Source organism: Pseudothauera nasutitermitis (genome assembly GCF_004801295.1).
Taxonomy (GTDB): domain Bacteria; phylum Pseudomonadota; class Gammaproteobacteria; order Burkholderiales; family Rhodocyclaceae; genus Pseudothauera; species Pseudothauera nasutitermitis.
On record NZ_SSOC01000002.1, the window covers coordinates 574,300 to 601,219 of the forward strand.

A 26,920-nucleotide genomic window follows, 5' to 3' on the forward strand; every position below is an offset into this window, starting at 1 on the left:
GAAGGAAACTCACCTTGCCCGATGCGCCGAAGAAAAGTACCCGGAGAAAATTGCCGGAATCGGTGCGGCGAGAGGCCATCCTGAAAGCCGCCCAGCTTTGCTTTGCCAGGCGGGGCTACACGGAAACGTCGGTGAGCGACATCGCGGATGCCGCGCAACTCACGAAGGGCGGTGTGTACTTCCACTTCGCTTCAAAAGAGGAAATCAGGCTGGCACTCATCCGTGAATTCACCAGTCAGACCTTGAGTGCCATCGACAATATCGTCGATGGCGATGCCGGGGCGACGCAAAACCTGCGAAAGACACTGGCACTTCTGCTCGAACGCATGAGCAGAGAGGACGGGCTGCTTCTGTCCGTCATCGAGGCCGTGGCCAGGCACCATTCAGGCATAGATGAGATACGCGCCTACTACCAGGCGCTGAGCACGAAGATCATCCACTTGATTCTGGATGGGCGTGCATCGGGTGAGTTCCATGGGGAAATTGATGCCGAAATGGTCGCCGAGGCCCTGCTGTCGATGCTCAGTGGACTGGCCCTGCACCATGAACTCGACCGTGCGGGCGTGCATTTGTGCAAACAGCAAGACCAGATGATCGACTACATGATCGGCATTGCGCGAGGCGCAGCCAACGGATGACTCCGTTGGCTGCAGCGTCAAGCCTGTGACAGGCGCCGAATCCAGCGGCGGTATCTGGCGTTGCGAATGACAGTGTCCACCTGTTGCTCCAGGAGCGCACACACAGGAGACACGTTGGGATTGGTCGTCCGCCCCAGACTCAACCGACGCATCTGATGCTTCACCATCGCCATGTAGCCGATGGATGCAAGCACCTTGTTCTTCCAGGTGATGCCTCGCATCATCGGTGCATTCCGAGCACCTTCACGCCACACTTTCGGCAGATGTGGGTCCATCGCCAATGCAGTGGCCATACCCACCATCTCTATTCCACTGTTCAAGACCTGTTCTGCAATCGGCGGATGCCGCCGGTGACCATGATCGGGATCGTCGCCACCGATGAGATGTCCCTGGCGAACTCCAGGAAGTAGGCTTCACGTGCCAGGGTCTGACCGTCGCGGGCCTGCCCGTGCATGGCGGGCGCCTCGTAGCTGCCGCCTGACAGTTCGATCAGATCGACCCCCAGGGGATTGAGCATCTCGATGACCCTCTTGACATCATCCGAACTGACCCCCGCGTTGAAAGTCCGCTGAATTGATCTTGACTGCAACTGCGAACTGCTTGCCCACACTGGCCCGAACGCCTTTGACGATCTCGACCAGCAGCCATGCCCGATTCTCGACCGAACCGCCCCACTGGTCTTGCCCTTTGTTTGTGATCGGGGAAAGAAACTGGCTGAGCAGGTAGCGGCACATCGTCGAGGCGGAATGCTCGATTGAGCGTGAGCTGACACGAGGGGGTTGACCTTGAAGTTAACTTAAAACTTATGCTCTGCGGTGATGTCATTTCATCTCCGAGGCAACACTATGAAAATCACTTCCCTGGCCCCCATCTTCGGCGCATGCCTGCTGGCTGCGGCTACATTCGCGCAAGCGACCGAGACCACAGTAATCAAGATCGGTGACCACGATGTCCCCGTGGTGAAAGGCGGCCTGTACGATCGCTTCCGCTCCAATCCGCCGCTTTCCGTCATCGCCGCCGAGTCGCCGGGCACCGACCTGAGCTGGTTCAAGGGGATCGCCAAGGAAAAGGTCGATATTGGCTTTGAAAGCTATTCGCCGAACTTCTATTACGAAAACAGCCGTGTAACGGCCATCTTCACCGCCGATCTGGCACGGCTGCGCGAGTTGATGCCGCCCGAGGTTCTGGAACAGGTGCAGCCGCTGCAAGTGTGGCCGGGCCGGGGCGTTGTCGCGCTGACCGCCTACGCCTACCACTACTGCGACAACGACCGCTACAACGAGATCGGCCTGTCCGTCGTCACCAACAAACCCGGCTCGTCGAGCTGGGGGCCGTTCTCCTTGATGGGTCAGTCGTTTTCCGATGACTTCTGGGGCTACGTGCTGAAGCTGCCCGTCGATACCGAACTGGCCGAGGTGCGCGGCGTGGTTGGCTACAACCTGCCCAAGTGGCTGACGCGCATCGACTACAACGAGGATGAGAACAACGTCGTCGTAAAAATCTTCGACAGCGAAACCCAGGCGCTGGACGTCACGCTTCAGACGCGCAAGCTCGACGTTTCTTCCAGCAAGGAAAATCGGGTGACGACCCGCTTCACGAACATCGACCAGCAAGGGCAACTGACCACTGGCTACAGCACTTCCCGCCAGTTGCGACACGCCAGCACGTCCAGCGCGGACGCCGTGAAGCTCACGCTGACGGACGGCAGCCTTTCGCGCTTCATCGAGTCGCTGAAGCTGGGAAAGATGGTCAAGTACGAGTACGTGCCCAACTTCCAGGCGGCGCTGTACGCGCCCAAGCCGCTGAAGCCCTAACCGCCGGAGAAACATCATGACGCTCGATGAAGACAGCACCCGCATGGCCGACCTGCTGCACCGGCAACGCCACGCATTCCTGCACGACGGCCCGCCGGGCCTGCCGCTGCGCAAGGCCCGGCTCGCCCGGTTGCGCGCCGCCGTGCTCGCGCACCGCGAAGCGATCAAGGATGCGGTCAGCGCCGATTTCGGCAACCGTTCGCGCCATGAGACTGACATCATGGAGCTGGCCTGCGTCGTCCAGGCCATCGACTACCTCTCCAGCCACTTGCGCCGCTTCATGAAGCGCGAGCGCCGCCATGTGCATTTCTTCTACCGCGCGGCGCGCGCCTACGTGGAATACCAGCCGCTGGGTGTCGTGGGCGTGATGGCGCCGTGGAACTACCCTATCTCCCTCACGCTGGTGCCGCTGGCCACCGCGCTGGCCGCGGGCAACCGCGCCATGCTCAAGCCCTCGGAGCTGACCCCGCGCACCAGCGAGGCGCTGCGGCACATGCTGGCCGAGGCCTTTTCCGAGGAGGAGGTGGCCGTGGTGCTGGGCGGCCCCGAGGTCGGCGCCGCGTTCAGCGCACTGCCGTTCGACCACCTGCTGTTCACCGGCAGCACGCAGGTGGGCCGCAAGGTGATGCGCGCCGCCAGTGACAACCTGGTGCCCGTGACCCTGGAGCTGGGCGGCAAGAGCCCCGCCATCGTGGCGTGCGGCCACGTCAACGACCGCACCGTGCAGAGCCTGGTGTACGGCAAGCTGTCCAACGCCGGCCAGACCTGCGTGGCACCGGACTACGCCCTGGTACACGAAGACGACCTGGAGGCGTTCATCGCCCGGTACACCGCCACGGTGCAACGCTTCTACCCGGACGGCCCGGCCAGCCCCGACTACACGACCATCATCAGCGACCGCCACTACGACCGGCTGCGCGGGTTGGTCGATGACGCGCGCCGCAATGGCGCCCGCGTGATCGAGGTGGGCGAACGCCCCGCCCACCTGCCTGGGCGCGAGCGCACCCTGGTGCCGACGCTCGTCGTCAACGCGGGCGACGAAGCGCCCCTCATGCAGGAGGAAATCTTCGGCCCCATCCTGCCCGTGCGCACCTACGGCAGCATCGACAAAGCTATCGCCTACGTGAACGCGCGGCCTCGCCCGCTCGCGCTCTACTACTTCGGTGCCGAGGACGGTGACTGCGCCCGGCTGCTGGCGCGTACCACGTCGGGCAACGTGGGCATCAACAACACCTTGATGCACGTGGCGCAGGACGATCTGCCTTTCGGCGGCGTCGGCCCCAGCGGCATGGGGGCCTACCACGGCATCGAGGGCTTCCGTGCGATGAGCCATGCCAAGGGTGTCTTCGTGCAGGGCCGTTGGAACTTCCCCGGCCTGCTGCACGCGCCGTTCGGCAAGCTCGCCGACATGGCCATCTCGTTCACGCTGGGAAAAAACAAGACGTCATCGCAATGAAGATCGGAGAACTCGCCCAGCGCACGGGCCTCGCGCCGTCGCGTATCCGTTTTTACCAGCGCATTGGCCTGCTGAAGACGGTGGAGCGGCAGGCCAACGGCTACCGCAGCTATCCCGAAGATGCGGTTCTCGTGCTCCGGCTGATTTCGAGCGCGCAGAAAGCAGGCTTCAGCCTGGACGAGCTACGCGCGCTGCTGCCTGACGACCTGGTCACCTGGGAACACGGTGACCTGATCGGCACCCTGCGCCGCAAGGTGCAGGACATCAAGGTATTGCAAGTGCAGCTTGCCGAGAACAGAGCGCACCTGCTTGCGCTGCTGGCCCAAATTGAAGCCAAACCTGTCGGCATGGATTGCGCCGCGAATGCCAGGCGAGTGCTGTCAGAAATGCAACTCGGCGTGCAGCCAGAGCAGCCGCCCGGCCTTGAGCAAGCGATGACGGTTCCCGCCGTCAGATCTGTTCCATCTCCCAAACAGGAGCGATGAATGAGCAAGCAAAGCGGAAGTCCCGAGCACATGCGCTGGATGATCTACGGTGCGAATGGCTACACCGGGGAACTGATCGCCCGCGAAGCGGCGCGGCGCGGGCTAAAGCCCGTGCTGGCGGGCCGCAGGCGCGAAAGCGTCGAGGCGCTGGCGCGCACCTTGGGGCTGGAGGCGCGTGCTTTCGGTCTCGATGACGTGACGGCGCTGACCGCACAAATCCAGGGCCATGCGCTGGTGCTGAACTGCGCCGGCCCGTTCTCGGCCACCGCCGCGCCGATGATGGAAGCCTGCCTGCGCGCGGGTGCGCATTACCTGGACATCACCGGCGAGATTGCCGTGTTCGAGCACGCGCAGTCGCTTGATGCCCGCGCGCGGGAGGCCGGCGTGGTGCTGTGCCCGGGCGTGGGCTTCGACGTCATCCCCACCGACTGCGTGGCCTCCGCGCTGAAAGCGGCGCTGCCGGATGCCACGCATCTCGCGCTGGGTTTCGACTCGCGCTCGGGCTTCTCGCCCGGCACCGCCAAGACCTCGGTAGAGGGATTGGCCCAAGGCGGCAAGGTGCGCCGCGACGGGCAGATCGTCACCGTGTCGCTGGCCTACGAGGTGCGCCGCATCGACTTCGGCGACGGGGAGAAAGACGCGATGACCATTCCCTGGGGCGACGTATCCACCGCCTACCACACCACCGGCATTCCGAACATTCAGGCATTCATTCCAGGCTCGCCCCGCATGATCGCCAGCGCCAGGCGCGCCAACTATGTCCGGCCGCTGCTGGGGTTGTCGTGGGTGCAGAAGCTGATCAAGGCGCACATCGCCAGAACGGTGAAGGGGCCCAGCGAGGAAAAGCGCGAGCAGATGCCCACCTTCGTCTGGGGCGAGGCCACCAATGCGCGCGGAGAGAAAAAGACCGCGCGCATCCGCACCGCCAACGGCTACAGCCTGACCATCACCGGCTCGCTGGCCGTGGTCGAACACCTGATGACGGCCCGGCCCACGGGCGGCGCCCACACGCCGGCCAGGCTGGTGGGCGCCGATCTGGTGACGCGCCTGCCCGGATCAGGGCCTCTACAGATCGTCTAGGTGGATGGTCGAATCGACCTGAAGTGACCAACCAACAGGGCGTTCATGTCGTTTGGCGTGTGTGGATGGTTGCGTGGGTGTTGTCGGCCGCTGGGGCGTTGGCGCCTTGCGGATGCCTGCGTGGCTCTTTCCTTCTTGCAGACGGCATGGCTCCAGGGTTGAACCTGAATTGAAGGTCAAGTGCCTTGTTCGCCCCTGGACATGAGGTCCTGGGGGTTCCTGCGAGGCGCCGTCCACCATCGGGTTGGCTCAACTGAACCGGGCCACCCAGCGCAGAGGCAGCATCTGCATCAACCTGCCTACCAGGGCCCAGGGCCAGCCAGGAACACAGGCCTCGTGCGGCGCGCGCTCTATGGCTTGCACCAGGTATTGGCAGCCCAGCGCCTCGGGGATCTCGAAGGGCAGCTTCTTCGCCCCGGCGTTGAGTTCGGTGCGGATGTAGCCCGGGTAGAGGGTGCTGACCTGGATGGGCGTCTGGAGCAGTTCGGCTCGGATGCCTTCGGCCAGGTGGGCCACCGCCGCTTTGCTGGCGGCGTAGGTGGTCAGATGCCTGGGCAGGCCGCGCTTGGCGCTCATGGACGACATGACGACCAGGTGCCCGCTGTTTTGCCGCCGGAAGATTTCCACGGCGGCTTCGCACTGGGCCAGGGCTGCGATGAAGTTGGTTTCGGCGGTGCGCTTGTTGACGGCGAAATGGCCGGTGCCGATGCGCCGCCCTTCGCCGATACCCGCATTCACGATGACCCGGTCCAGGCGGCCGAACCGCTGGGCGAAGGCGGTGAAGACCGCGAACACCTGGGCATGCTCGTTGACGTCCAGGGCCTCGATTTCGACCGCCACGCCGTAGGCGCTGCGCAGTTCATGCTGGAGCGTTTGCAGGCGTTCCGTGCGGCGGGCGCAGAGCGCCAGGTCGTAGCCCCGCGCGGCGAACTGCCGGGCCATGCCGGCACCAAGCCCGGAACTGGCGCCGGTGATCAGAACGGTTTTGCGTGCTTGTGTCATGGTGGTTGAGTCTTGCCTGGCCTTCAGCGCCAGGTCAGCAGGTAACGGTGGTGGCCGCGAAAGTGCGAGTGTTCATTCAGGCTCAGGAGCTGCCATTGGCGTGTATTGCCAGCTTGCAGGGTGGTCATGCCCGCGTTGGCCAGTGTCCAGTTGATCCGCATCGTGGCTGCGTTGCCCAGGCCCAGCATGGCTTGGACAAGCACGGCGATCACCCCGCCGGAGGTGACCACCAGGTGCGTCTCGTCGCGCCCGGCCCGGTCGATCACCTGTTCCAGCGCGGACTGGCACCGGGTCTGGAAACGGTTCCAGGGTTCGTCGTAATCGCTGTCAGCCGTGCCGCCATACCAGCGTGCCAGGGCTTTGCCGTACATCCTGGCGAAGGCTTCGTGCGGATCGGTCGCAGCGCCGATCTCGTCGACCATCGTTTGGTGGTTGCTGTATCGGGGCTCGTACCGGGCAATCACCTGCTGATGGTCGAATTCGTCGAAGCCTGCCAGGCTCCTAGGCTCCAGTGCCCACGCGCTGCCCTGCAACAGGTTTGCTGCGGTCTGCTGGTGGCGCAGCAGCGTGCCGCACCAGAGCGCGTCGATGTTCTCTCCACGCGCGTGCAGCACCTTGCCCAGATGTCTGGCCTGCTCGACGCCTTGGCTGGACAGGCAGTCGTAGTCCGCTGCACCGAAAGAGGCCTGCCCATGACGAACCAGGATGATGCGTGGCATGTTCAGCGCCTTTGGCTCTGGCGGATCAGCCTGCGGCAGCGCCAATACAGGGCATGCACCATCAGCCAGAAATGCTTGAAGGCCGGATTGCGGGTCTGGCCATGGTGGTAGCGGTAGTAGATCTGCTGGGCGATGACGGCCAGGCGGAACAGCCCAAAGACTTCGTAGAACACCCAGTTGTCCACAGTGAGGCCGGTCTTGGCGAGGTAGTAATCGACGACCTCCCGGCGCGTCAGCATGCCGGGCAGATGGGTCGGCTGGCGGCGCGCCGCACGCATCACGGCGTTGTCGTCGGCTTGCACCCAGTAGGCCAGCATGCTGCCGAGGTCCATGAGCGGGTCGCCCAGCGTGGCCAGTTCCCAGTCCAGCACCCCGATGACCCTGGTGGGTTCTTGCGCGGACAGCACCACGTTGTCGAAACGCCAGTCGTTATGGATGACGCAGGTGCGGCTGTCCTCGGGAACATGGGCCTGAAGCCAGGCGCGCACCTTGCGAAAGCGCGGCACGTTCCACGTCAGGCTTTTCTCGTAGCGGCCGCTCCAGCCCTCGACCTGGCGCCTGCAGTAGCCGGCGCCCTTGCCCAGCGATTCGAGTCCGGCGGCGCGGTAGTCCACCTGGTGCAGGGCGATGAGCTGGTCCAGCACGTTCAGGCACAGCTCGCGCACACGTGGCGCAGTGAAGTCCAGTTCACGCGGCAGGTTGGCTCGCGGGATGATTCCCGCGATCCGCTCCATGACATAGAAGTCGCAGCCGATCACCGACGTGTCCTGGCAGAGCGCCACCGTCGCCGGGACGGCCGGGTAGGCCTGCTTGAGCCTGGTCTGGATGAAATACTCGCGCGCCATGTCGTGCGCACCCGCGGCCTTGGTGCCTGCCGGCGGGCGGCGAAGGATCAGGTCGCGGTGGGGGTATTCCAGCCGGTAGGTCCAGTTGGAGGCACCGCCGGAATACTGGGTGACGTTGGGCTGGCCGGTCAGCGTGCCGTCCTGCTGTTTGAGCCAACGATCCACGGCCGCCACGTCGAGTTCCTCGCCGGGGCGAATGGCGCCCCCCTGGTCAACGGTCGCCATGGCTGGCTCGCTTGGCGATTTCCATCTTGGCGATGACGCTCTTGTGGACTTCGTCGGGGCCGTCGGCAAGACGCAGGCTGCGGGCCTGGCTGAAGAAGGCCGTCAGCGGCACGTCCCGGCTGACCCCGGCCCCGCCGTGGATCTGAATGGCGAAATCCACGACCTGTTGCAGCACGTTGGGCGCGACGACCTTGATCGCGGATATTTCGCCCATCGCGGCGAAGGTGCCCACGCTGTCCATTTTCCAGGCCGCGAAAAGGGTGAGCAGGCGGGCCTGGTCGATGGCGATCCGGGCCTCGGCGACGCGCTCACGGTTGCCCCCCAGGCTCAGCAGCGGCTTGCCGAATGCGACGCGCTGCGTGCCGCGGTCAATCGCCAGCTCCAAGGCTTTTTCCGCCGCGCCGATGCAACGCATGCAGTGGTGGATGCGCCCCGGGCCAAGGCGGCCCTGGGCAATCTCAAAGCCCATGCCAGGGCCCGCGATGAAGTGGTCGAGCGGCACCCGCACGTTGCTGAAGTTCACCTCGCCATGCCCGTGCGGCGCATCGTAGTCGCCGAATACCGGCACCATGCGTTCGATCTGCACGCCGGGCGCATCCAGCGGCACCAGCACCATGGAGTGCTGGTGATGGCGGTCCTTGCTGGCATCCGGGGTGTGGGCCATGAAGATCGCCACCTTGGCATGCGGATCGCCAATGCCGCTGGACCACCACTTGCGCCCGTTCAGGACGATCTCGTCGCCCTCGACGATGGCGGTGGCCTGCATGTTGGTGGCGTCGGAGGAGGCCACCTGCGGCTCGGTCATGCAGAACACCGAACGGATCTCGCCGGCCAGCAGCGGCATCAGCCAACGCTGTTTCTGCGCTTCGCTGCCATAGCGCCAGAGCACCTCCATGTTGCCGGAGTCCGGCGCGTTGCAGTTGAACACGGTCGGCGCCAGCAGGCTTCGCCCCGTCTGCTCGGCGAGCAACGCATAGTCCTTGATCGACAGGCCGGCCCCAAGGGTTTCATCGGGCAGGAACATATTCCACAGGCCCTGTGCCCGAGCCTTGGCCTTGAGTTCTTCGAGGATCGCCGGCACCTGCCATTGGCGCCAGTCGCCGCCCGGGCAGGTGGCGGTCACTTCGCTCCAGAACGCCGCCTCGACGGGTTCGATCTCGTTCTTGATGAAGGCCTTTACGCGATTGAGGTAGTCCTGCCCCTTGGGGCTGATATCGAAATGCATGGTGTAGCCCTGTAATGGTATGTCGCGATCCTAGGGAACCTTCTATGATGAGTGAAGTGATATATCTTCATTTACAGTCATGAATAATAGTAATGGCATGAACTCTTTGGCGCGGCTTGACCTCAATCTGTTCCGGGCCTTCGCGGTCATTTACCAGGAGCGCAACCTGACGCGCGCGGCCGAGCGCCTGTGCATCAGCCAGTCGGCGGTCAGCCATGCTTTGGCACGCATGCGCCAGCAACTGGATGATCCGCTGTTCGTCCGGGAGGCCCAGGGCGTGATGCCGACTGCCCTGGCCACGCAGATGTGGCCGGACATCGAGGATGGGCTGGGCTTTTTCCAGCGGGCCATCGACCGTGGCACGCGCTTCGACTCAGCACGCGACATCGAGCAGATCACGCTGGCGATGAACGATGAGGTCGAGCCTATCCTGCTGCCTGTGCTGACGCAGGCGCTGATGAAGGAGGCGCCTGCGGCGCGAATCTCCAGCGTGCGGGTCAGCCGGTCGACTCTCAGGACGGACCTGGCCACCGGCCGCCTGGACTGCGCCATCGACGTGGCGCATGTGGCCGAAGAATCCCTGCAACACGCGCTGTTGATGCGCGACGAACTCGTGGTCGTCAGTCGCTCATCTGCACCTATCGACCATGCGGGCTATCTGGCGGCGGGCCATGTCACGGTGTCGGCACGCCGCACGGGCCCCAGCCTGGAGGATTGGGAACTGACGCGGCAAGGGATCGAGCGCCGCGTGGTGATGCGTTGCCAGCACTACCAGTCGGCATGCCAACTGGTGGCGGCCAGTGATCTGCTGCTGACGATTCCGCGCAGCTTGGCGCTTGCCACCCATGCGCTTGCTGGCAACCACATCCACACCTTGCCCATCGCCATTCCTCCAGTCGAACTGCATTTGTTCTGGCATCGGGAGCGTGAAAAGAACCCTGCCAATGCCTGGCTCAGGAATACCTTGTTCGACCAGTTCGCGAAGGGGCGTCCAAGCCGTGGCGCAGGGGCTGCGGCGTGAGATTTTGAAGCGGGGCATACTGCCCCTTTCATAGAACGCCGGAAGACCTATTTGCCCGACCACTCCCGCCGGATCAGCTCCAGGCCCTCCCGATAGGTCGTCACCTCGAACTCGGGGAACCGGCGCTTGAACTTCGTGGAATCGAAAAGGTTGTCCTGCTCGTAGCGGGGCAGCAGTTCCTGGATCTCACGCACCTGCTTCGAGAACAGCCCAGCCGCAGCCAGCGCCCATTTGCCGATGACCGAATAGGAAGGCTCGCGCCCGAAAACCTGGCTGGCCATCGTGACGAACTCCTTGTACGTCGGCCTGTCGTCGCAGCACGGCAGATGCCAGGTCTGGCCGAAGGCATCGGGCGCGTTGCCGAGGGCCGCCAACGCCCGGCTCGCGTCGGGCGTCCAGATGAGCGTGCGCCGCGTATCGTCGCGCACCGGCACACGCGGCTTCTTGCCGGCCTGGAGTTTTTCGATGACCAGCGCGTTGGTGAAGCTCTGCGTCTTGCCTGGGCCATAGAACTCGGGGGCCCGGCCAATGAGCACGGGGATCACGCCGCGTGCCATTTCTTCGAGCACCATCGAGGCCATCGCAGCACGCACCTTGCCCTTGCGGCCCACCGGGGCAAAAGGCGTTTCCTCGGTCAGCCGCCGCGCATCCTGCGGATACATGTAGGTGTTGTCGAAATAGGCGAAGCTCGCGCCCGCCACGCGGCAGGCATCCAGGGCATTCTTCAGCATCGTGGGGAACTGCGCTTCCCATAGCGCCGTGTCCGGCGGCAGGCCGGCCGTGAAGTAGACGATGCTGCTGCCCTTGACCGCATCCAGGGTCTGCTTCGCATCGAGCAGGTTGGCGGACACCAGACTGTCGGTGTCGTTGACCTTGCGCGGGTTGCGGCTCACAAGCCGCAGGTCGTTCGTGTATTTGCGCTTGAGTTCCCGCGCCAGTTCCACGGCGATCTGGCCGTTCGCCCCCAATATCGTCTGCATTGCGTCCGCCTTCATGAAGTTGCACCTGGTCGTGCGATGGCCTCAAGGTTAACTTTGAAGTAATGTTTAATGTCAAACTCTGTGGCCACTCGGAACACCTCGATCATGAAAATTGGAGAACTCGCGCAACGCACGGGCCTGGCGCCTTCGCGCATCCGCTTCTACGAACGCATCGGCCTGCTCAAGGCGGTCGAGCGCCAGGAAAACGGCTACCGCAGCTACCCCGACGACGCGGTATTGGCGCTCAAGCTCATCGCGGCCGGGCAGCGTGCGGGCTTCAGTCTGGACGAACTGCGTGCGCTGTTGCCCAGCGATCTCGCCAGCTGGGAACATGGCACCCTGCTCGACACGCTGCGCCGCAAGGTGCAGGACATCGAGGCCCTGCAAGCCCAGCTCGCACAAAGCAAGGCCCATCTGGTCGAACTGATGGCGCAGATCGAAGCCAAGCCGCAGGACATGGATTGCGCCGCCAACGCCCGGCGCGTGCTGTCGGAAATGCAGTTGATCGAGGCGGACAGTGCCCCGGCCACCAGGAGGGCCCGTCGCCGCCATTAGAGGGATATCGCACCAAGGTGCATATGCCGCTTGACATTGAAGTTGCATTCAACGTTAGAGCTTATCCACTGGTTCCTTACTGGAAAGGTCTACGAGATGGACTGGATGCTGAAACTTTCCGCCAGCCACCTGCGCAGCGAACGCCGCTATGCGTGGGTCGGCGCGCGGACTTACAACACCACGGTCGCCCGGAATACCGGAGCAATGACCCTGCTGTCGGAAAGCGATGATGCCGATCCCCGGCACCCGCTTCAGCGAATACACCAACGATTAGCCGTACCGAGGATGCGGACGGAACCCGCACTCAACGGCCCCGACGGGAAACCCGCCGGGGCCGCTTTTTGCGCGTTTCCCGCGACCAGTCGCAGGGCACCGCGATTCCTCGATCCGGACTCAGCCTTCGCCGAACACTTCGCCCAGCGTGTGCGCATCGAGGAGGTTGTCGGCCCGCGTTCGATCCCTTCTTCGAGCCCTTCCTGCCTCTGCACAGTTCGGCGAGGTCAAGGCAGTAGCGGCCGAGCCGATGAATGGAAAACCGGGCGGGATCGCTTTCTTCTTCGAAAAGGAACAACAGCGCTTCCCGCCGACCATCCGGCCATTCAACGAGCAGCGGCACGTCGAGTTCATGGAAACGGTCGCCGAGACGGCTCTTCAACTGTTCCTGGCGGATCGGCGTGATGCGCACCGAATCGTCGATGCCCCCCGCTTCGCCCGGCGCGAAGAAGGCCAGCGCCTGGCGCGGGTAGTCGAGGATCAGGTTCTTGAAGTTCTGGTCGTGACTGACGGGACCGGACATGGCGAGGGGGCAGGAAGTACGGATTCGCCATTGTCATTTTCATGAAATAACAAAGTCAACTCATCGCCAATTTTCCGCGACGAATGCGAAGTCCGTCCGGCGCATGCCGATCAGTTCCCCGCCGCCTTCATCCACGAGGCCGGTTCGCGGCGCTCGAAACGGTAGAACAGGTTGGGTTCGGAGAGCAGGTACAGGGCGCCCTGGTCATCCAGCGCGATGCCTTCGGGCTGCGGCACGCTGCGCGCAAGACCGTGGCGGCCGCGCCACAGGGGCATCAGACTCACCGGCTCGCCTTCGGCATCGTATTCCACCACCAGCTTCGATTCGTCACTGAGCACCAGCATGTGCCCGGTCGGCTCGTGCAGCGTGAGGGAGGACAGATCGCGCATGAACAGCCCCGGCGAGCGGGATTCCAGCCATTCGCGGATCTGCACGTCGAACCTGCTGCCCGCCAGTGCCTCCGGCAGACCGGTGATCTCGAAGATGCGCAGCGGCGACTTCTCCTTGGCGACCAGCAGGCGCTGGCGTTCCTGGTCCCAGGACACCCCCTCGAAACCCAGGTTGCCGCTGAGGTCCACCGCCAGCCCCAGACGCGGGGCGCCCTGTGCGTCGAGTTCCGTCGCATCCTGCGCAATGCGCAGCACGATCAGTTGCTGGGAGCGTTCTTCGGCCAGCACGAAAAGATCATCGTGCATATGGGTGATCCCCTCCGGGTCGACCACCCCTTTCAGCGGCAGCTGGCGCAGCACGCGTCCCTCGCGGCTCAGTTCGGCGACCGCGGGCGGTTTGTTGATCACCGTGAACAAGGTTCCGGTGTGCGGGTTGTAGGTCAGCCCGGACGCATTGTCGGCAATGCCTTCGAGCGGCAGCGCATCCTGCGTGACCCGGTAGGCCGGCAGCCAGATGCCGTCGGCGGACCAGCGCGCCTCGTTCCGCAAGGTCTGCGCCCAGTGGTAGGCCAGGCCCACGAGCTGGTACTTCCACACCGCCACCGCCCCCGGCAGCACGATACCCAGCGCCAGCACCCACCACCACTTCCTGCTCCGTCGGTCCAATCCGCCACTCCTCTTTCCGTTCGCGCCCGGCCTTGACGCCGGCAGGCAGGCGAAGTTCCCCGGCGCACGGAACTCTTTCGCCCCGCCGCCGATCATTCGATACTCGCGTTCTGCCACACAACCCCGCTCATCATGCTCCGTACCCTCAAGGAACTGTTCGGCGCCCTCGCCGAGCCCCTGCCCGCCGGCCAGCCGGCCGATGCCGAACACCGTCTGCAACTGGCCACCGCAGTGCTGCTGGTGGAGGTCATGCGTGCCGACGACGAGACTGGCGAGGCCGAGCGCGAGGCCATTCTGGCGGCGCTGCGCACGCAGTTCGACCTGCACGCCGACGAACTGGAGCGCCTGTACGACCTAGCCCATGCCGCCTCGCGCGACGCGCCCGACCTGTACAGCTTCACCTCGCAGCTCAACAAGGGCTACAGCGCGGCGGAAAAGGCGCGCATCGTCGAATACCTGTGGCGCGTGGCCTACGCCGACGGCCGCCTGAGCCATTATGAGAACCACCTGATGCTCAAGCTCGGCGACCTGCTGTACATCCCGCGCGGGGATTTCGTCGCCGCCAAGCAGCGCGCCCGCGCAGCCGCAGGGCTGGCGCCGGACTGAGCCCGCCGCGCCCACTGCCGCGCAGCCGCGCGGCTTGCTAAGATCGCTGCTTGGCGCTGCGCGCCCTACCCCATTGGTGTTTTCATGTTCTACGGCGTCACTGATCTGCCCACCTTTGTGCTCGGCACGATCTTCATCGTCCTGCTGCCGGGCCCCAACTCGCTGTACGTGATGTCAGTGGCCTCGCGCCTGGGGATCGCCCCCGGCTATCGCGCGGCCTGCGGCGTATTCGCCGGCGATGCGGTGCTGATGGTGCTGGCCGCCACCGGCACCGCCTCCGTGCTGCGCGCCACGCCGGAACTGTTCATGGTCATCAAGTACGCCGGCGCGGCCTATCTGGCCTGGGTAGGGCTGAATCTGCTGCGCGCCGCGCTGCGCTCCTGGCGGCGCGGGCAGCCTGGTACGGACGCCCCCCCGGCCGCCGCCCCCGCACCCAGCACCAGCCGGCCGTTCCGCGGCGCGTTGCTGATCAGTCTGATGAACCCGAAGGCCATCCTGTTCTTCGTGTCCTTCTTCATCCAGTTCGTCGATCCGGCCTACGCCCATCCGGGCCTGTCCTTCCTGATCCTCGGCACCATCGTGCAGATCGTCAGCGCGCTCTATCTTTCCGTGCTGATCTTCGGCGGCGCCTATCTGGCCGCCCAGTTCCGCCGCCGCAGGCGGCTGGCGGCGGCAGCCACCGGCGGGGTTGGCGGACTGTTCATCGGCTTCGGCGCCAAGCTCGCCACCGCCACGCTCAACTGAGCCATTCCCACAAAAACAATAAAAAGAATTATTATCAATAGCGATCCGCCGGGTGATCTCCCACGACGCCGCATCGCATGAATACGCATCTCAAACAGGAAATCCGCACGCTGTACACCGATCACCAGCCCTGGCTGCAGGGCTGGCTGAGCAAGAAGACCGGCTGCATGCACCTGGCGGCGGATCTGCTGCACGACACCTTCATGCGTCTGCTGTCGCGGCAGACGCCGATCGAGGCCAGCGAACCGCGCGCCTTCCTGACCACCGTGGCCAAGCGCGTGTTTGCCAACCACCTGCGCCGCCAGCGCCTGGAGCAGGCCTACCTGCAGGCACTGGCCGCCCTGCCGGAATCGCTCGCGCCGTCCGCCGAGGAGAGCGTGCTGCTGTTCGACACCCTCGACCAGATCGACCGCATGCTCGACGGCCTGCCCCCGCTCGCCAAGCGCGCCTTCCTGCTCTGCCAGCTCGACGGCCTCAGCCAGTCGGCGGTGGCCGCCGAACTCGGCATCTCGCTCACCACGGTCAAGCGCTACCTGGTGGCGGCCGGGCAGCAATGCTATTTCGCCGCGCTCAACGAAGACTGAAGCACGCACGATGAATGCAACGCTTGCCGCCCCCGGCACCCCTCTGATTCCGCCCGAAATCGCCCGCCAGGCGGTGGAATGGCAGGTGGCCCTGCAGGCCGACGACGCCACCGAGGCGCAGCGCGAAGCCTGGCGCCGCTGGCGCGCCGCCCACCCGGACCACGAGCGCGCCTGGCAGCGCATCGAAAGCATCAATCGCGGCCTTTCCCAGCTTTCCGCCCCGTGCTCGGCGCAGCTTGCCCGCGCGACGCTGATGCCCGCCAAGCCGCGCCACCGGCGCCGGGCCATGCAGGCCCTGGCGGTGCTGCTCTGTGGTGGCGGCGGGCTGTGGCTGGCCGAGAAACAGGTCCGCTGGCAGCCCATGCTCGCCGGCAATCGCACCGCGCCGGGCGAACAGCGCGAACTCCAGCTGGCCGACGGCACAGCGCTGCTGCTCAACACCGACTCCGCCGTCGACGTCGAGTATTCGGCGAGCCTGCGCCTGGTGCGCCTGGTGCGCGGGGAAATCCTCGTCACCACGGCCGCCGACAACGCGCCCGGGGGCAGCCCCCGCCCCTTCCTGGTACAGACGCCGCACGGCCAGCTGCAGCCGCTGGGCACGCGCTTCAGCGTCCTCCTGCACGAGGACGACACGCACCTGGCCGTGTTCGCCGGGGCCGTGGCGGTGCAGCCCCGCAGGGCCGGCACGCCCGCGCTGACCGTGCCCGCCGGCATGCAGGTGCGCTTCGGCGATGACGACGCGCCGCCGCCCCGGCCGCTGCCCCCGCATGCTGACAGCTGGCAGCGCGGCATGCTGGTGGCGAGCGACATGCCGCTGGCCACCCTGCTGGCCGAACTGGGCCGCTACACCACCACCCGTTTCAGCTGCGCCGCGGAAATCGCCGACCTGCATCTGTCCGGCAGCTATCCGCTGCGCGATGTGGAAAACGTGGTCGCCTCGCTGGCCCGTTCGCACGCCTTGCGCAGCGAAAGCGTCACCCGTTTCTGGGGGCGGCGCGAAATCCGCCTGCTGCCCGGCGGCTGACACCCGGACGCCAGTCAAAAAAATTTCACGCAGGGTGGTCCACTTTGCCCCGCTCGCGGGACTTGGAAAACGAAACCTTTCCAATCCGCCGTGAGGAGCATGCTCATGCATCACCCCGCCAAGGCCCCCCTGCACTACAGCGTCCTGCTGTGTGCCCTGCTGGCCACACCGCTGTTCGCGCAGTCGCCCGCCTCTCCCGTGCCGTCCAGCAGCGCCAGCCGGCACTACGCCATTCCCGCCGGCCCGCTGGAGGCCGCGCTCAACCAGTTCGGCCAGCACGCCGGCATCCTGCTGAGCTTCCCGACCACGCTGACGCAGGGCCGCAGCAGCCCCGGCCTGCAGGGCGAGTACAGCGTCGAGGCGGGCCTTGCGCGCCTGCTTTCCGGCACGGGGCTGCGCGCGGTGCGCGCGGAAGACGGCGGGTACTCGCTGACCGCGCTGCCCGGGCCGCTGGAAGGCACCGCGCTGGATACGGTGACAGTGACCGCGCAGCGCGAACGCAGCGCCGTCACCGAATACTCCGGCCTGTACACCGCGTCCGGCCCCAGCACCACCGCCACCCGGCTGGAACTGGACATGCAGCAGACGCCGCAGTCGATCAGCGTCATCACCCGCCAGCAGATCGAGGATCTGGGCCTGCAGACCATCGACGACGTGCTGCTGCACACCACCGGCGTCACCGCCGCGACCGCCGCGGTGGGCGGCGGCTACCAGTTCACCTCGCGCGGCTTCAACATCACCAACATGCAGGTCGACGGCCTGCAGGGCAGCTACCGCGAGGCGGGGCGCGGCCCGTTCAACGCCAGCGTGCTGGATTCGGTGCTTTACGACCGGGTCGAGGTGGTACGCGGCGCCACCGGGCTGATCACCGGCGTGGGCGACCCCTCCGCCACCATCAACATGATCCGCAAGCGGCCGGAGAAGGTGTTCACCGGCACGCTGTCCGCCGCCGTCGGCTCCTGGGACCACCGGCGGCTGATCGCCGACCTGTCCGTCCCCATCACCGAGGACGGCCGCGTGCGCGCCCGGCTGATCGGCGCCTACAAGGAGGCGGACTCGTTCCGCAAATTCCGCTCCGACGAGCAGACCACCCTTTCCGGCACGCTGGAAGTGGATCTGACGGCGCGCACCATGCTGACCCTGGGGCACGACTTCCAGCGCACGGACCTGGACAGCGAATCGAACACCGGCCTGCCGCTGTTCGACAGCAACGGCAAGCGCATCGACGTGTCGCGCTCGAAAACCGTGGCCCCGCCCTGGACGTACTGGAACAAGCGCTACAGCAACACCTTCGTCTATCTGAACCATGAATTCGCCAACGGCTGGAAGGCCAAGGCGGCCTACAGCCGCAACAAGAACACCGGCGACGCGGTGATCACGGCCAACCGCGCCACCGCGCTGACCTACGTGAACCCGGACGGCTCCGGCATTCCCATCCGTCCCGACCTGGCCGCCAACGGCTACCGCTATCAGGACAACTTCGAGATCCACGCCAACGGGCCGTTCACCCTGTTCGGCCGCGAGCACCAGCTGACCGTCGGCGCCAACGGCACGCGCAGCCGCGACACCAACCACACCATGCGCTTCGACAGCACGGCGGACTACTGGATACCGGACATCTACGACTGGGACGGCGGCATGCCGGAACCGGGCGTGAGCCGCAGCGGCGCCAAGACCCGCACGCTCACCCGGCAGCACGGGCTGTACACGGGCGCGCGCTTCAACGTCAGCGACCCGCTGAAGCTGATCGTCGGCGCGCGCCTGTCGAGCTACAAGACCGAGCGCGACAACTACAACACCGCCGGCCAGTTCACCGGCACCGACGCGAAGCTGCGCAACGACGACGAACTGACCCCGTTCGTGGGCATCACCTACGACCTCCACCCGGCATTCACCGTGTATGCCAGCTATGCGGAAATCTTCAAGCCGCAGAACTACCGCGACCGCAACAACGACTACCTGGACCCGATCGTCGGCGACAACGTCGAGCTGGGCTTCAAGGCCAGCCTGCTGCAGAACCGGCTGAAGCTCAACTTTGCCGTGTTCGAGGCGCAGCAGGACAACATCGCGGTCATCGACGACAGCGTACCGGTGAATTCCCTGCCCGACGGCGCGCAGGCCTACGTGTCCTCCGGCAAGGGCAACAAGTCCCGCGGCTTCGAGCTGGAGGCCTCCGGCCACGTCACCCGCAACTGGCAGATCTTCGCCGCCTACAGCGACACCATCACCCGGGACGCGAACGGCCAGACCATCAACACCTACATTCCCCGCCGCATGCTCAAGCTGGGCACCAGCTACCAGTTCAACGGCGCGCTGCGCGGCCTGAGCCTGGCCAGCACGGTGCACTGGCAGGACAAGCGCGACATGTGGACGGCCGGCCGCACGCTGGTCATCCCCGGCGTCGGCACGGTCTCCGCGCGCCACGCCAGCTATGCGGTGGTCGGCCTGCACGCGGGCTATCGCATCAACGATCAATGGCAGGCCACGCTGAACATCAACAACCTGTTCGACAAGAAGTACTACGACAACTTCGTGGCCTTCCGGGCGCAGTACGGCGCGCCCCGCAATGCCCAACTGGCCCTGCGCTACCAGTGGTGAACACCATGCATGCCCAACTCATTTCCCAAGGAGTCCCCATGAACAAAACCGCCCGGATCAGCCTCGGCCTGCTGGCCGCCGCCAGCATCACCGCCTGCGGCACCCAAGCCGTCTCCACCGCCACCACGCCCGCCGCCGCGCCCGCGCCGGCGGCCGCCACCCAGCCCACGCCCTACACGCCGGTCAGCGCGGAACGCATCATGCAGCGCGCCATTGCCTCCGACCTGGTGGAACTGGCCTACAGCGCGCGGCAGAACGCCGTGTTCGTCGCCGCGCCCGACTGGGAGGTGGAAACCCGTTCGCGGCTGCTGAAGCTGCACCCGGACACGCTGGGCATCCAGGCCGAAGTGCCGCTGACCGGCAAGGGTTTCGGCGTGGCGCTGGACGACGCGGCCAACCGCCTCTATCTCACCCAGGGCTTCAACGGCTCGATCAGCGTGGTCGATACGGCCGCCGGCAGGCTCGTCAAGCAGATCCCCCTGCTGCAGAAAATCAACTTCGCGCAGGCCTACAAGGAGCGCGGCTTTTCCGAAAAGCGCACGGAGTTCCTGCTGAAGGCGCTGGAACGCTTCAAGGTGGTGGACGACTACCCCTACAAGCTGCGTGAAATGGCCCTGGACCGCGCCAACGAACGCCTCTTCGCCCCCGGCCTCGGCCTGGGCTTCGACAGCGTGCTGTTCGTCGTCAATACCCGCACGCTGGAACTGGAGAAGGTGATCGAAGGCTTCGGCTACAACGCCGTCGGCGTGGTGCTCGACGAAAAGAACGGCCGCGTCTTCGTCTCCAACATGCGCGGACAGGTCATGGTGGTGGATGCCAGGACCCTGCAAATCACCAGGACGCTGGAAGTCGAGGCTGACCAACTGCTCAACCTCGCCTACGATCCGGCGCACAACCGCCTGTTCGGCGTCGACCAGGGCATCGACCGCGACAGCTGGCGCAACAATCACCTGGAGCGCGAGTACCAGCATCGCAGCGAAGGCCACCGCCTGTTCGTGCTCGACGCCGATACCGGCAAGACCATCGCCAACCTGCCCAGCGGCCAGGTGCCCATCGGCCTGCGCTTCGACGGCGAGCGCCAGCGCCTCTACGTGACCAACCGCGGCGGCGTGCGGGTGGATGAAGGCCGGGGTTCGGTCACGGTGTACGACACGGCCGCCTATCAACTGCTGCAGACCATCGACCTGCCCCCCCACCCAAACAGCCTGGCACTCGATGAACAGGCCAACGTGCTGTACGTCACCGTGAAGAACGACGGCAGCAGCAAGAAGGCGGGCACGCTGGAGAACGTGACGCGCATCGAACTGCGCTGAGCCGCCGCCCCCGCCCGGAAGCGGAAAGGCACCGAGGAAACCGACAGCCGAAGTGAAACAACATGTAAATATCTGACGTTTTCGGGCTTCTCAAACGACATTGCTAATGAGAGCGTGCAAACCGCCGGCCTTCTGGTGAGAAGGCCGGCGGTTTTGCATGCGGCGTCCGTTTGCACGCCCTGCGCAACTCAAGGTGTCACGCCTTGGCTCTTGTCACGGGGTTCCCTGCCCCACTGCATAGGATTTCCCATGTCCCGCCACCATCGATTCAAGCTGAACGCCCTCGCCCTGGCCGCCGCCACCGTGCTGCTGGGCGCCTGCCAGACCGCTGCGCTGCAGTCCCCGACGGCCACGAGCGCCGCGGCCGCGCTGTCCGCCTCGCCCGTGCTGCGCCAGGATGCCTTCCAGGGTATCTACGAAGTGGCGGTTTCCGCCGACGCAACGGCGGTGTTCGTCGCCACCATCACCGGCTTCGATCCGCAGAACGGCGGCTTCATCCACCGCCTGGACGCGCGCAGCCTGCAGACGCTGCAGACCACCCAGACGCCGCGCCGCTCGTTCGCGCTGGGGCTGAACCGCAGCACCAACACGCTGTACGTGGGCAACACCATGGAAGGTTCGCTATCGATCGTGGATGCATCCAGCGGTGTGGTGAAAGGCGTGATCCAGTTGGCCGAAGCGAAGCAGGACGCGGAAGGCAAGACGAGCTATGCGCACACCCGCAAGGTGATCGTGGACGAGAAGCACAACCGCGTGTTCGTCACCAGTCCCGGCCAGCCGGGTCTGATCTGGATCGTCGATGGCGCGACCAATACGCTCACCCACACCATCACCAGCGAAGGCATCTGGACGGCGGGCGCGGCCTATGACGCCGGCAGCAACCGCCTGTACGTGAGCCAGGGCGGGGTGCATGAAATCCTGGAAATCGATCCGGATGCCGGCAAGGTGGTGCGCAGCTTCAGCACCGGTGACAGCACGGCCAATACGTCCGAAGGCGCCAAGCACTTCTTCATCAACCTGGCCATCGACACCAAGGGGCAGCGGCTGTTCAGCACCGACGCCAACACCAGCCAGGTCTACGTGTTCGACATCGCCAGCGGCAGCGTCGTCAAGCAGATCCCCATCGACGGCATCAGCCTGCTGGACGTGGTGTACAACCCGCAGCGCGACGAGATCGTCACCACCCATCGCGGCGCGGCGCGCAGCGCGCCGACCGGCACGGGCGCGGTCACGCTGATCGACGCCGCCACCTACGCCGTCAAGCGCACCATCGATCTGCCGATGCATCCGAACAGCCTGGCGCTCACCCCGGACGGCCAGACGCTGTACGTCACCGTCAAGGCGCCGCACGGCGACAAGCACCCGGGCTTCCGCAAGGACGCGCTGGACAGCGTGGTACGCATCGACCTGCGCTGAACGCGCCGGCCCGCCCGGCGGGCATGGAGGGGGCCGGCAGCCCGGCCCCCTCCACGACGCCTCTTCCCGGCAACCGGCTATCATCGGCTGCCATGCCCCGCTACCCCGACCTTCCCCCCGGCAGCCGCTGCATCCGCAACGTCCAACGGGACTTCCCCGAATGGCACCGGGGGCGGCCGCACTATGCCCTGTGGGGGCTGGACGTGGATGTGCCCGAAGTACGGCGGCAGGTGGACGCCGCCCGCGGCGGGCTGAATGGCCTGCTGCTCGACGGCTACGTCCGCCAGCCCCACGTCACCCTGGGCCTGTGCGGATTTCCCTGCGCCGACCCGCAGCGCAGCGACGATTTCGGGCCGGCAATGCTGCGGGCGCAGCTTGCCGCCCTGCGGGCCCTGCGCCCGGCACCGTTCGAGATCGCCATCGGCGGCCTGAACAGCTTCGCCTCCGCGCCCTATCTGACGGTTTCCGACACGCAAGGGCAGCTCGCCACCCTGCACGAGAGCCTGTCTGCGGGCGGCCTGAAGCGGACCGATGGCGGCTTCGTGCCGCACGTGACGGTCGGGCTGTATGCCGATGCCTGGCCGGCCGGGGCGGTGCGCGCGCGGCTGGCGGATTGCGCCGCTGGCGAAACGCTACGCCTGTCGGTACCGCGCATCACCCTGTTCAGCTATGCGGCCCGGGAGATCGGCGGCACGCTCGCACGGCTGGCCGAGTATGCGCTGGACGGCGGCGAATTGTGCTGGCGGGAGAACCTGCCGGAGCAACTGGCGGCGCACCGCGCCCCACACTGCAACTGAATTCCGCCCGAGCGCATCCACGCTGATAGAATCGCGCCTTCTCCCCCGGTGACGCCGGGGCTTTTTCGTTTCCGGACCCACGCATGGAACCGCAAGACCTCAACGCCCCCTACCTCCCGCTCGTGCGCCGCATCGAGACGGAAGCCACGATCATCGGCGACCAGATCCTCAAGATCGACCACTTCCTCAACCACCGCATCGAACCGGCCTTCATCGTCGAACTGGGCCGCGAACTGGCCCGCCGCCTGTCGGCCTGCCACCCGACGATGATCCTCACCGCCGAGGCCAGCGGCATCGCCCCCGGCCTGGTCGTGGCGCAGGCGCTCAACGTGCCGCTGGTGTATGCCAAGAAGTACGCTCCGCAGGTCGAGTCGCCGTACATCTCGCGCGTCATCCCCTCGCCCACCAAGGGCGGCGAAACCAAGCTGGTGCTCTCGCAGCGCTACGTGCAGGCCGGCGCGCGCATCGCGCTGGTGGATGACTTCCTCTCCAACGGGCGCACCGCCGTGGCGCTGGTGGAAATGGCCCGCGAAGCCGGCGCCGAAGTGCTGGCCGCCGGCTTCATCGTGGAAAAGCGCTTCAAGAACGGCCACCAATCCATCGCCAGGCTGGGCGTGCCGGTTGCCACCCTGGCACAGGTCGAACGCCTGGAAAACGGCAAGGCCATCCTGCTCGGCGCCTGAACCCGGCAGCGCGCAGAGACACACCGGCGCGCTACACTGCGCGCAATGCGCCCCGGAGATATCGACATGCAGGATTTCGAACACGAGGCCCAGGCCTTCGCCGCCCAGATCGAAGAGGAACTGCGCGAAGGCAGGCTGAGCTTTCCCACCGCGCTGGACGTGTCGCTGCGCATCAAGCGCCTGGCCGACAACCCCGAGACCACGCTGGAGGAGATCGCCGCCGTGGTGCGCGCCGAGCCGGTGCTCAGCGCCAAGGCGGTGCGTATGGCCAACTCCGTGCTGCTCAGCCCGTATGGCCCGCAGATCACCACGGTGGGCGACGCCGTGCGCCGCATCGGCCTGTCCGCGCTGCGCTGCCTGGCCTACGCGGTGGCCGCCGAACAGCTCGCGCAGGACCAGCGCTCGCAGAAGATGCGCCTGCTGGCTTCCGGGCTGTGGATGCATTCGATCGACGTGGCCGCCTGGTCGCACGCCATCGCCCGCCATCTCGGCGCGGTGAAGCCCGACACCGCCATGCTGGCCGGCATGATGGTGGATATCGGCCAGTTTTTCCTGCTCGCGCGCGCCGCCGACTACCCGGCGCTGGAAGAGAACATGGAACGCTTCGCCGAGTTCGTGTCCACCTGGGACCAGCCGATGGGCCGCGCCGTGCTGGAAGCCTTCGAACTGCCGGATACCATCCTCGACGCCTTCCAGTACGAGAACCCCTACGGCGGCGGCTGGCCCCCGCAGGATCTCTCCGACGTGGTGTTCCTCGCCGGGCTGGCCGCCGAAACCCCCAACCCCTTCGACACCCTGCTGGGCGTGCATCCGCGCGCGCTGCTGGAAACCTGCACGGCCGGCATCGACCGCGCCAAGTTCGACGAACTGCTGACCGCCGCGCGCAACGGCCGCGAGGAACTGCTCGCCGCGCTGGTGCATTGAACAGCGGACGCGGGCGGGTGGAATTCACCCGCCGCCACGCGGTCAGACCGGAACCTCGAGGCTCTTCAGGAGGCCACCGATGCCCGCCGACAGCGCAACCCGCAGCACTCCCGCCACCGATCCGACGACCCTGGCCGCATCCTTCCTGGCCGGCACCCTGCCGCCCCAGCTCAAGGCCCTGCAAGCGCGCATCCGCGCCCTGGTCCCCGATGTGAAGCGCGTGGGCGCCTTCCTGACCGACACCACGCAGACCACACTGAGCCATTGGGCCGACAGCGAAGGGCAGACCCTGCCCTGCCCGCAATCGCTCGCCGCGCTGGCGGACAACCCCCTGCTCTCCCGTTGCGCGGACACCGGCGAAGCGCGTGCCGCCTTCGTCCAGGTCGATCCGGCGCTGGAATGGGCCGCCGACGGGCGCACCTGCCCGCTGATCGCCCTGCCCCTGGGCCCCGGCAACGCCCGGCAGGGCTTCCTGGTCGTGGAAACGGCACCGGGCGTCCTGCTGCCGGCGCAGCAGATCCACCAACTGCTGGCCTGGACGCCGCTGGCCGTCGACCTGCTGGTCCAGGGCATCGACACGGTACGCGCGCTGGTCGGCACCACGCGCTTCGCGCTGGATTTCACCCTGATGCGCGACCGCGACACCGGCGAGCACCAGCTGCGCCTGCGCGACTACGTCCAGCTGCTGAGCCGCGAACTGGCCCGCGTGCACGGGCTGGACGACTCCTTCGTCGCCGAGCTGGCGCTGTTCGGCCCGCTGCACGACATCGGCAAGGTCGGCATTCCGGACGCCATCCTGCTCAAACCCGGACAGTTCGAACCGCGGGAATGGGAAACCATGAAGGAGCACGTGGTACTGGGGCGCGGCATGATCGAACGCATGATCGACGACTTCCAGCTGCACGACACCCCGGGCATGCACACCCTGCAGGCGGTGGTCGCCCATCACCACGAGTGCCTGGACGGCAGCGGCTATCCGGAGGGCCTCCAGGGCGACGAGATCCCCCTGGCCGCGCGCATCGTCAGCACCGCGGACATCTTCGACGCGCTGACCTGCCCGCGCCCCTACAAACGCTCTTGGTCCATCGATGAAGCCTTCGAGCAGTTGCGCACGCTGGCCGGCCATAAACTGGACCGCGAGTGCGTGAGTGCGCTACAGGCCGCGCGGCCGCAGATCGAGGAAGTCTGGCAGCGCCACGCCGCCATGCATTAGGGCGTGTTCACGCGATCCGCCGCGGATAGTGTGAACACGCCCTAAGGTTCAGCCGCGCAGCGCGGCGCGCAAGGCGGCGGCGACGGCGCGCACGGTTTCATTCGCTTCCGGAAACGTTTTTCCCAGCGGCAGAAAGCCATGCACCATGCCGGCCACCGGCAGGTGCGCCACCTCCACCCCTTCCGCCCGCGCGCGCTCGGCGAAGGCCAGGCAGTCGTCGCCGAGCGGGTCGTATTCCGCGGTCACCAGCAGCATCGGCGGCAGGCCGGCAAGCGACTCGGCGCGCATCGGCGAAGCGCGCCAGTCCTCGGTGTTGCCGTCGGGCAGGTAGCGCTCGAAAAACCAGTCCAGCATCGTGCGGTCGAGGAAGTAGCCCTCCGCGTAGCGCCCGCGCGACGGCCGCGCACTGACGATCTCGGTGCTCGGATACACCAGCAGCAGAAAGCGCGGCAGCGCCCTGCCCGCCTCGCGGCGTGCCAGCGCGGCGACGATGGACAGATTGCCGCCCGCGCTGTCGCCGCCCAGCGCGATGCGGGCCGCGTCGATGCCCAGCAAGGCGGCATTGTCCTCCGCCCAGTCCAGCGCCAGCCGGGCATCATTCACCGCTGCCGGAAACGGATGCTCCGGCGCCAGCCGGTAATCCACCGACAGCACCGCGCAGGCGGACAGATTCGCCAGTTCGCGGCACAGCACGTCGTAGCTGTTCACATCCCCCACGCACCAGCCGCCGCCGTGGAAATACAGCAGCAGCGGCAGCATCTCGTCGGCCTGTGCGGAGAGCGGGCGGTACAGGCGCCCGAGCAGCGCGCTGCCGTCCGCGCGCGCCATCGGCACCTCGGTCACCGAAGCCACCGGCGGCGCTTCCGGGCGGAACACGAACAACAGCTTCTCGAAGGAATGCCGCGCCTGCGCCACCGACAGTTCATGGAAACGCGGCGCACCGGCACGGTAGGCCATGTCGAGCAAGGCACGGGCCTGGGGAGTAAGAGGCATGGCGATCGGGGAAAAAGCAGGAAAAACCGAGCGCCGGATTCTAGCCGGTTTGGCGGGCAACGCCAGAAGGCACACGACACACCGACACACAGGATTCGCGCCGGTGCCATGTTCAGCGCTTAGAATGGT

General features: G+C 66.1%; 29 protein-coding genes. 18 read left to right on the forward strand and 11 right to left on the reverse strand.

The window, feature by feature from the left end; genetic code table 11:
• The first annotated feature begins 14 nt into the window (after positions 1 to 14).
• Complete coding sequence (locus tag E6C76_RS06780; RefSeq protein ID WP_136347476.1) at positions 15 to 638, forward strand: TetR/AcrR family transcriptional regulator; 624 nt, start codon at positions 15 to 17, stop codon at positions 636 to 638.
• A gap of 17 nt (positions 639 to 655) precedes the next feature.
• Here the strand turns inward: E6C76_RS06780 and E6C76_RS06785 are convergent, their stop codons facing one another.
• The 3 genes from E6C76_RS06785 to E6C76_RS06795 are packed head-to-tail and all read right to left on the reverse strand — an operon-like array spanning position 656 to position 1,372.
• Entirely contained in the window at positions 656 to 931 is a 276-nt protein-coding gene (locus E6C76_RS06785) for a hypothetical protein (protein WP_136347477.1), read from the reverse strand.
• A 23-nt stretch (positions 932 to 954) separates the two neighbouring features.
• The gene (locus E6C76_RS06790) at positions 955 to 1,155 is read right to left on the reverse strand and encodes a hypothetical protein (protein WP_136347478.1); all 201 of its coding nucleotides are present in this window, start codon (positions 1,153 to 1,155) and stop codon (positions 955 to 957) included.
• Positions 1,156 to 1,174: 19 nt separating this feature from the next.
• The gene (locus E6C76_RS06795) at positions 1,175 to 1,372 is read right to left on the reverse strand and encodes an oxidoreductase (protein ID WP_136347479.1); all 198 of its coding nucleotides are present in this window, start codon (positions 1,370 to 1,372) and stop codon (positions 1,175 to 1,177) included.
• Positions 1,373 to 1,483: 111 nt separating this feature from the next.
• Here E6C76_RS06795 and E6C76_RS06800 point away from each other — a divergent pair, with 111 nt between their 5' ends.
• Genes E6C76_RS06800 through E6C76_RS06815 form a run of 4 tightly spaced genes read left to right on the forward strand, consistent with a single transcriptional unit; the run spans position 1,484 to position 5,473 of the window.
• Positions 1,484 to 2,452: an acetoacetate decarboxylase (ADC) gene (locus E6C76_RS06800; protein ID WP_136347480.1), complete on the forward strand. Its 969-nt coding sequence runs from the start codon at positions 1,484 to 1,486 to the stop codon at positions 2,450 to 2,452.
• Between the two features lie 16 nt (positions 2,453 to 2,468).
• On the forward strand, positions 2,469 to 3,908 hold the full coding sequence (locus E6C76_RS06805; RefSeq protein ID WP_136347481.1) for a coniferyl aldehyde dehydrogenase: 1,440 nt from the start codon (positions 2,469 to 2,471) through the stop codon (positions 3,906 to 3,908).
• Positions 3,905 to 4,393: a MerR family transcriptional regulator gene (locus E6C76_RS06810; protein ID WP_136347482.1), complete on the forward strand. Its 489-nt coding sequence runs from the start codon at positions 3,905 to 3,907 to the stop codon at positions 4,391 to 4,393. Before E6C76_RS06805 ends, E6C76_RS06810 begins: the two co-directional genes overlap by 4 nt.
• Positions 4,394 to 5,473 (forward strand): saccharopine dehydrogenase family protein, encoded by a 1,080-nt coding sequence (locus E6C76_RS06815; RefSeq protein ID WP_211090129.1) that lies wholly within the window; start codon positions 4,394 to 4,396, stop codon positions 5,471 to 5,473.
• A 249-nt stretch (positions 5,474 to 5,722) separates the two neighbouring features.
• On the opposite strand, the gene E6C76_RS06820 is transcribed toward E6C76_RS06815, so the two are convergent.
• Genes E6C76_RS06820 through E6C76_RS06835 form a run of 4 tightly spaced genes read right to left on the reverse strand, consistent with a single transcriptional unit; the run spans position 5,723 to position 9,489 of the window.
• Positions 5,723 to 6,475, reverse strand: coding sequence for an SDR family oxidoreductase (locus E6C76_RS06820; protein WP_136347483.1), 753 nt, complete (start codon positions 6,473 to 6,475; stop codon positions 5,723 to 5,725).
• Between the two features lie 23 nt (positions 6,476 to 6,498).
• Complete coding sequence (locus E6C76_RS06825; RefSeq protein WP_136347484.1) at positions 6,499 to 7,194, reverse strand: histidine phosphatase family protein; 696 nt, start codon at positions 7,192 to 7,194, stop codon at positions 6,499 to 6,501.
• A 2-nt stretch (positions 7,195 to 7,196) separates the two neighbouring features.
• Positions 7,197 to 8,264, reverse strand: coding sequence for a phosphotransferase family protein (locus E6C76_RS06830; protein WP_136347485.1), 1,068 nt, complete (start codon positions 8,262 to 8,264; stop codon positions 7,197 to 7,199).
• Entirely contained in the window at positions 8,251 to 9,489 is a 1,239-nt protein-coding gene (locus E6C76_RS06835; RefSeq protein ID WP_136347486.1) for an acyl-CoA dehydrogenase family protein, read from the reverse strand. The genes E6C76_RS06830 and E6C76_RS06835 overlap by 14 nt, the downstream gene beginning before the upstream one ends.
• A gap of 97 nt (positions 9,490 to 9,586) precedes the next feature.
• On the opposite strand from E6C76_RS06835, the gene E6C76_RS06840 reads away from it, so the two are divergent.
• Complete coding sequence (locus tag E6C76_RS06840) at positions 9,587 to 10,510, forward strand: LysR family transcriptional regulator (protein ID WP_211090130.1); 924 nt, start codon at positions 9,587 to 9,589, stop codon at positions 10,508 to 10,510.
• 47 nt (positions 10,511 to 10,557) lie between these two features.
• On the opposite strand, the gene E6C76_RS06845 is transcribed toward E6C76_RS06840, so the two are convergent.
• Positions 10,558 to 11,505, reverse strand: coding sequence for an SDR family oxidoreductase (locus tag E6C76_RS06845; RefSeq protein WP_211090131.1), 948 nt, complete (start codon positions 11,503 to 11,505; stop codon positions 10,558 to 10,560).
• A 90-nt stretch (positions 11,506 to 11,595) separates the two neighbouring features.
• Here E6C76_RS06845 and E6C76_RS06850 point away from each other — a divergent pair, with 90 nt between their 5' ends.
• The gene (locus E6C76_RS06850; protein WP_136347488.1) at positions 11,596 to 12,045 is read left to right on the forward strand and encodes a MerR family transcriptional regulator; all 450 of its coding nucleotides are present in this window, start codon (positions 11,596 to 11,598) and stop codon (positions 12,043 to 12,045) included.
• Positions 12,046 to 12,349: 304 nt separating this feature from the next.
• On the opposite strand, the gene E6C76_RS22225 is transcribed toward E6C76_RS06850, so the two are convergent.
• On the reverse strand, positions 12,350 to 12,841 hold the full coding sequence (locus E6C76_RS22225) for a hypothetical protein (protein ID WP_211090132.1): 492 nt from the start codon (positions 12,839 to 12,841) through the stop codon (positions 12,350 to 12,352).
• Between the two features lie 110 nt (positions 12,842 to 12,951).
• Entirely contained in the window at positions 12,952 to 13,896 is a 945-nt protein-coding gene (locus tag E6C76_RS06860; RefSeq protein WP_168734263.1) for an SdiA-regulated domain-containing protein, read from the reverse strand.
• 132 nt (positions 13,897 to 14,028) lie between these two features.
• Here E6C76_RS06860 and E6C76_RS06865 point away from each other — a divergent pair, with 132 nt between their 5' ends.
• From E6C76_RS06865 to E6C76_RS06915, 11 genes are all read left to right on the forward strand, one after another.
• A complete protein-coding gene (locus tag E6C76_RS06865) occupies positions 14,029 to 14,502 on the forward strand; it encodes a tellurite resistance TerB family protein (RefSeq protein WP_136347490.1) in 474 nt (157 codons plus the stop codon).
• 84 nt (positions 14,503 to 14,586) lie between these two features.
• Positions 14,587 to 15,246 (forward strand): leucine efflux protein LeuE, encoded by a 660-nt coding sequence (leuE, locus tag E6C76_RS06870; protein WP_136347491.1) that lies wholly within the window; start codon positions 14,587 to 14,589, stop codon positions 15,244 to 15,246.
• Between the two features lie 77 nt (positions 15,247 to 15,323).
• A complete protein-coding gene (locus E6C76_RS06875) occupies positions 15,324 to 15,830 on the forward strand; it encodes a sigma-70 family RNA polymerase sigma factor (RefSeq protein WP_136347492.1) in 507 nt (168 codons plus the stop codon).
• 10 nt (positions 15,831 to 15,840) lie between these two features.
• Entirely contained in the window at positions 15,841 to 16,854 is a 1,014-nt protein-coding gene (locus tag E6C76_RS06880) for a FecR domain-containing protein (protein ID WP_136347493.1), read from the forward strand.
• Between the two features lie 105 nt (positions 16,855 to 16,959).
• Complete coding sequence (locus E6C76_RS06885; protein ID WP_168734264.1) at positions 16,960 to 19,452, forward strand: TonB-dependent siderophore receptor; 2,493 nt, start codon at positions 16,960 to 16,962, stop codon at positions 19,450 to 19,452.
• Between the two features lie 38 nt (positions 19,453 to 19,490).
• Positions 19,491 to 20,765, forward strand: coding sequence for a YncE family protein (locus E6C76_RS06890; RefSeq protein WP_211090133.1), 1,275 nt, complete (start codon positions 19,491 to 19,493; stop codon positions 20,763 to 20,765).
• Between the two features lie 249 nt (positions 20,766 to 21,014).
• Positions 21,015 to 22,181: a YncE family protein gene (locus E6C76_RS06895; protein ID WP_136347495.1), complete on the forward strand. Its 1,167-nt coding sequence runs from the start codon at positions 21,015 to 21,017 to the stop codon at positions 22,179 to 22,181.
• Between the two features lie 92 nt (positions 22,182 to 22,273).
• Complete coding sequence (locus E6C76_RS06900; protein ID WP_168734265.1) at positions 22,274 to 22,978, forward strand: 2'-5' RNA ligase family protein; 705 nt, start codon at positions 22,274 to 22,276, stop codon at positions 22,976 to 22,978.
• Positions 22,979 to 23,061: 83 nt separating this feature from the next.
• The gene (gene xpt / locus E6C76_RS06905; RefSeq protein ID WP_136347497.1) at positions 23,062 to 23,661 is read left to right on the forward strand and encodes a xanthine phosphoribosyltransferase; all 600 of its coding nucleotides are present in this window, start codon (positions 23,062 to 23,064) and stop codon (positions 23,659 to 23,661) included.
• A gap of 66 nt (positions 23,662 to 23,727) precedes the next feature.
• Entirely contained in the window at positions 23,728 to 24,585 is an 858-nt protein-coding gene (locus E6C76_RS06910) for an HDOD domain-containing protein (protein ID WP_136347498.1), read from the forward strand.
• Positions 24,586 to 24,664: 79 nt separating this feature from the next.
• A complete protein-coding gene (locus E6C76_RS06915; RefSeq protein WP_136347499.1) occupies positions 24,665 to 25,798 on the forward strand; it encodes an HD-GYP domain-containing protein in 1,134 nt (377 codons plus the stop codon).
• A 48-nt stretch (positions 25,799 to 25,846) separates the two neighbouring features.
• Here the strand turns inward: E6C76_RS06915 and E6C76_RS06920 are convergent, their stop codons facing one another.
• On the reverse strand, positions 25,847 to 26,791 hold the full coding sequence (locus tag E6C76_RS06920) for an alpha/beta hydrolase (protein WP_168734266.1): 945 nt from the start codon (positions 26,789 to 26,791) through the stop codon (positions 25,847 to 25,849).
• Positions 26,792 to 26,920 lie beyond the last annotated feature (129 nt).

Bases quoted from the DNA above. Each gene is read 5' to 3' on its own strand.
- E6C76_RS06785 (WP_136347477.1), bottom strand. From the start codon at position 931: ATGGCCACTGCATTGGCGATGGACCCACATCTGCCGAAAGTGTGGCGT.
- E6C76_RS06790 (WP_136347478.1), bottom strand. From the start codon at position 1,155: ATGCTCAATCCCCTGGGGGTCGATCTGATCGAACTGTCAGGCGGCAGC.
- E6C76_RS06795 (WP_136347479.1), bottom strand. From the start codon at position 1,372: ATGTGCCGCTACCTGCTCAGCCAGTTTCTTTCCCCGATCACAAACAAA.
- E6C76_RS06800 (WP_136347480.1), top strand. From the start codon at position 1,484: ATGAAAATCACTTCCCTGGCCCCCATCTTCGGCGCATGCCTGCTGGCT.
- E6C76_RS06805 (WP_136347481.1), top strand. From the start codon at position 2,469: ATGACGCTCGATGAAGACAGCACCCGCATGGCCGACCTGCTGCACCGG.
- E6C76_RS06810 (WP_136347482.1), top strand. From the start codon at position 3,905: ATGAAGATCGGAGAACTCGCCCAGCGCACGGGCCTCGCGCCGTCGCGT.
- E6C76_RS06815 (WP_211090129.1), top strand. From the start codon at position 4,394: ATGAGCAAGCAAAGCGGAAGTCCCGAGCACATGCGCTGGATGATCTAC.
- E6C76_RS06820 (WP_136347483.1), bottom strand. From the start codon at position 6,475: ATGACACAAGCACGCAAAACCGTTCTGATCACCGGCGCCAGTTCCGGG.
- E6C76_RS06825 (WP_136347484.1), bottom strand. From the start codon at position 7,194: ATGCCACGCATCATCCTGGTTCGTCATGGGCAGGCCTCTTTCGGTGCA.
- E6C76_RS06830 (WP_136347485.1), bottom strand. From the start codon at position 8,264: ATGGCGACCGTTGACCAGGGGGGCGCCATTCGCCCCGGCGAGGAACTC.
- E6C76_RS06835 (WP_136347486.1), bottom strand. From the start codon at position 9,489: ATGCATTTCGATATCAGCCCCAAGGGGCAGGACTACCTCAATCGCGTA.
- E6C76_RS06840 (WP_211090130.1), top strand. From the start codon at position 9,587: ATGAACTCTTTGGCGCGGCTTGACCTCAATCTGTTCCGGGCCTTCGCG.
- E6C76_RS06845 (WP_211090131.1), bottom strand. From the start codon at position 11,505: ATGAAGGCGGACGCAATGCAGACGATATTGGGGGCGAACGGCCAGATC.
- E6C76_RS06850 (WP_136347488.1), top strand. From the start codon at position 11,596: ATGAAAATTGGAGAACTCGCGCAACGCACGGGCCTGGCGCCTTCGCGC.
- E6C76_RS22225 (WP_211090132.1), bottom strand. From the start codon at position 12,841: ATGTCCGGTCCCGTCAGTCACGACCAGAACTTCAAGAACCTGATCCTC.
- E6C76_RS06865 (WP_136347490.1), top strand. From the start codon at position 14,029: ATGCTCCGTACCCTCAAGGAACTGTTCGGCGCCCTCGCCGAGCCCCTG.
- leuE (WP_136347491.1), top strand. From the start codon at position 14,587: ATGTTCTACGGCGTCACTGATCTGCCCACCTTTGTGCTCGGCACGATC.
- E6C76_RS06875 (WP_136347492.1), top strand. From the start codon at position 15,324: ATGAATACGCATCTCAAACAGGAAATCCGCACGCTGTACACCGATCAC.
- E6C76_RS06880 (WP_136347493.1), top strand. From the start codon at position 15,841: ATGAATGCAACGCTTGCCGCCCCCGGCACCCCTCTGATTCCGCCCGAA.
- E6C76_RS06885 (WP_168734264.1), top strand. From the start codon at position 16,960: ATGCATCACCCCGCCAAGGCCCCCCTGCACTACAGCGTCCTGCTGTGT.
- E6C76_RS06890 (WP_211090133.1), top strand. From the start codon at position 19,491: ATGAACAAAACCGCCCGGATCAGCCTCGGCCTGCTGGCCGCCGCCAGC.
- E6C76_RS06895 (WP_136347495.1), top strand. From the start codon at position 21,015: ATGTCCCGCCACCATCGATTCAAGCTGAACGCCCTCGCCCTGGCCGCC.
- E6C76_RS06900 (WP_168734265.1), top strand. From the start codon at position 22,274: ATGCCCCGCTACCCCGACCTTCCCCCCGGCAGCCGCTGCATCCGCAAC.
- xpt (WP_136347497.1), top strand. From the start codon at position 23,062: ATGGAACCGCAAGACCTCAACGCCCCCTACCTCCCGCTCGTGCGCCGC.
- E6C76_RS06910 (WP_136347498.1), top strand. From the start codon at position 23,728: ATGCAGGATTTCGAACACGAGGCCCAGGCCTTCGCCGCCCAGATCGAA.
- E6C76_RS06915 (WP_136347499.1), top strand. From the start codon at position 24,665: ATGCCCGCCGACAGCGCAACCCGCAGCACTCCCGCCACCGATCCGACG.
- E6C76_RS06920 (WP_168734266.1), bottom strand. From the start codon at position 26,791: ATGCCTCTTACTCCCCAGGCCCGTGCCTTGCTCGACATGGCCTACCGT.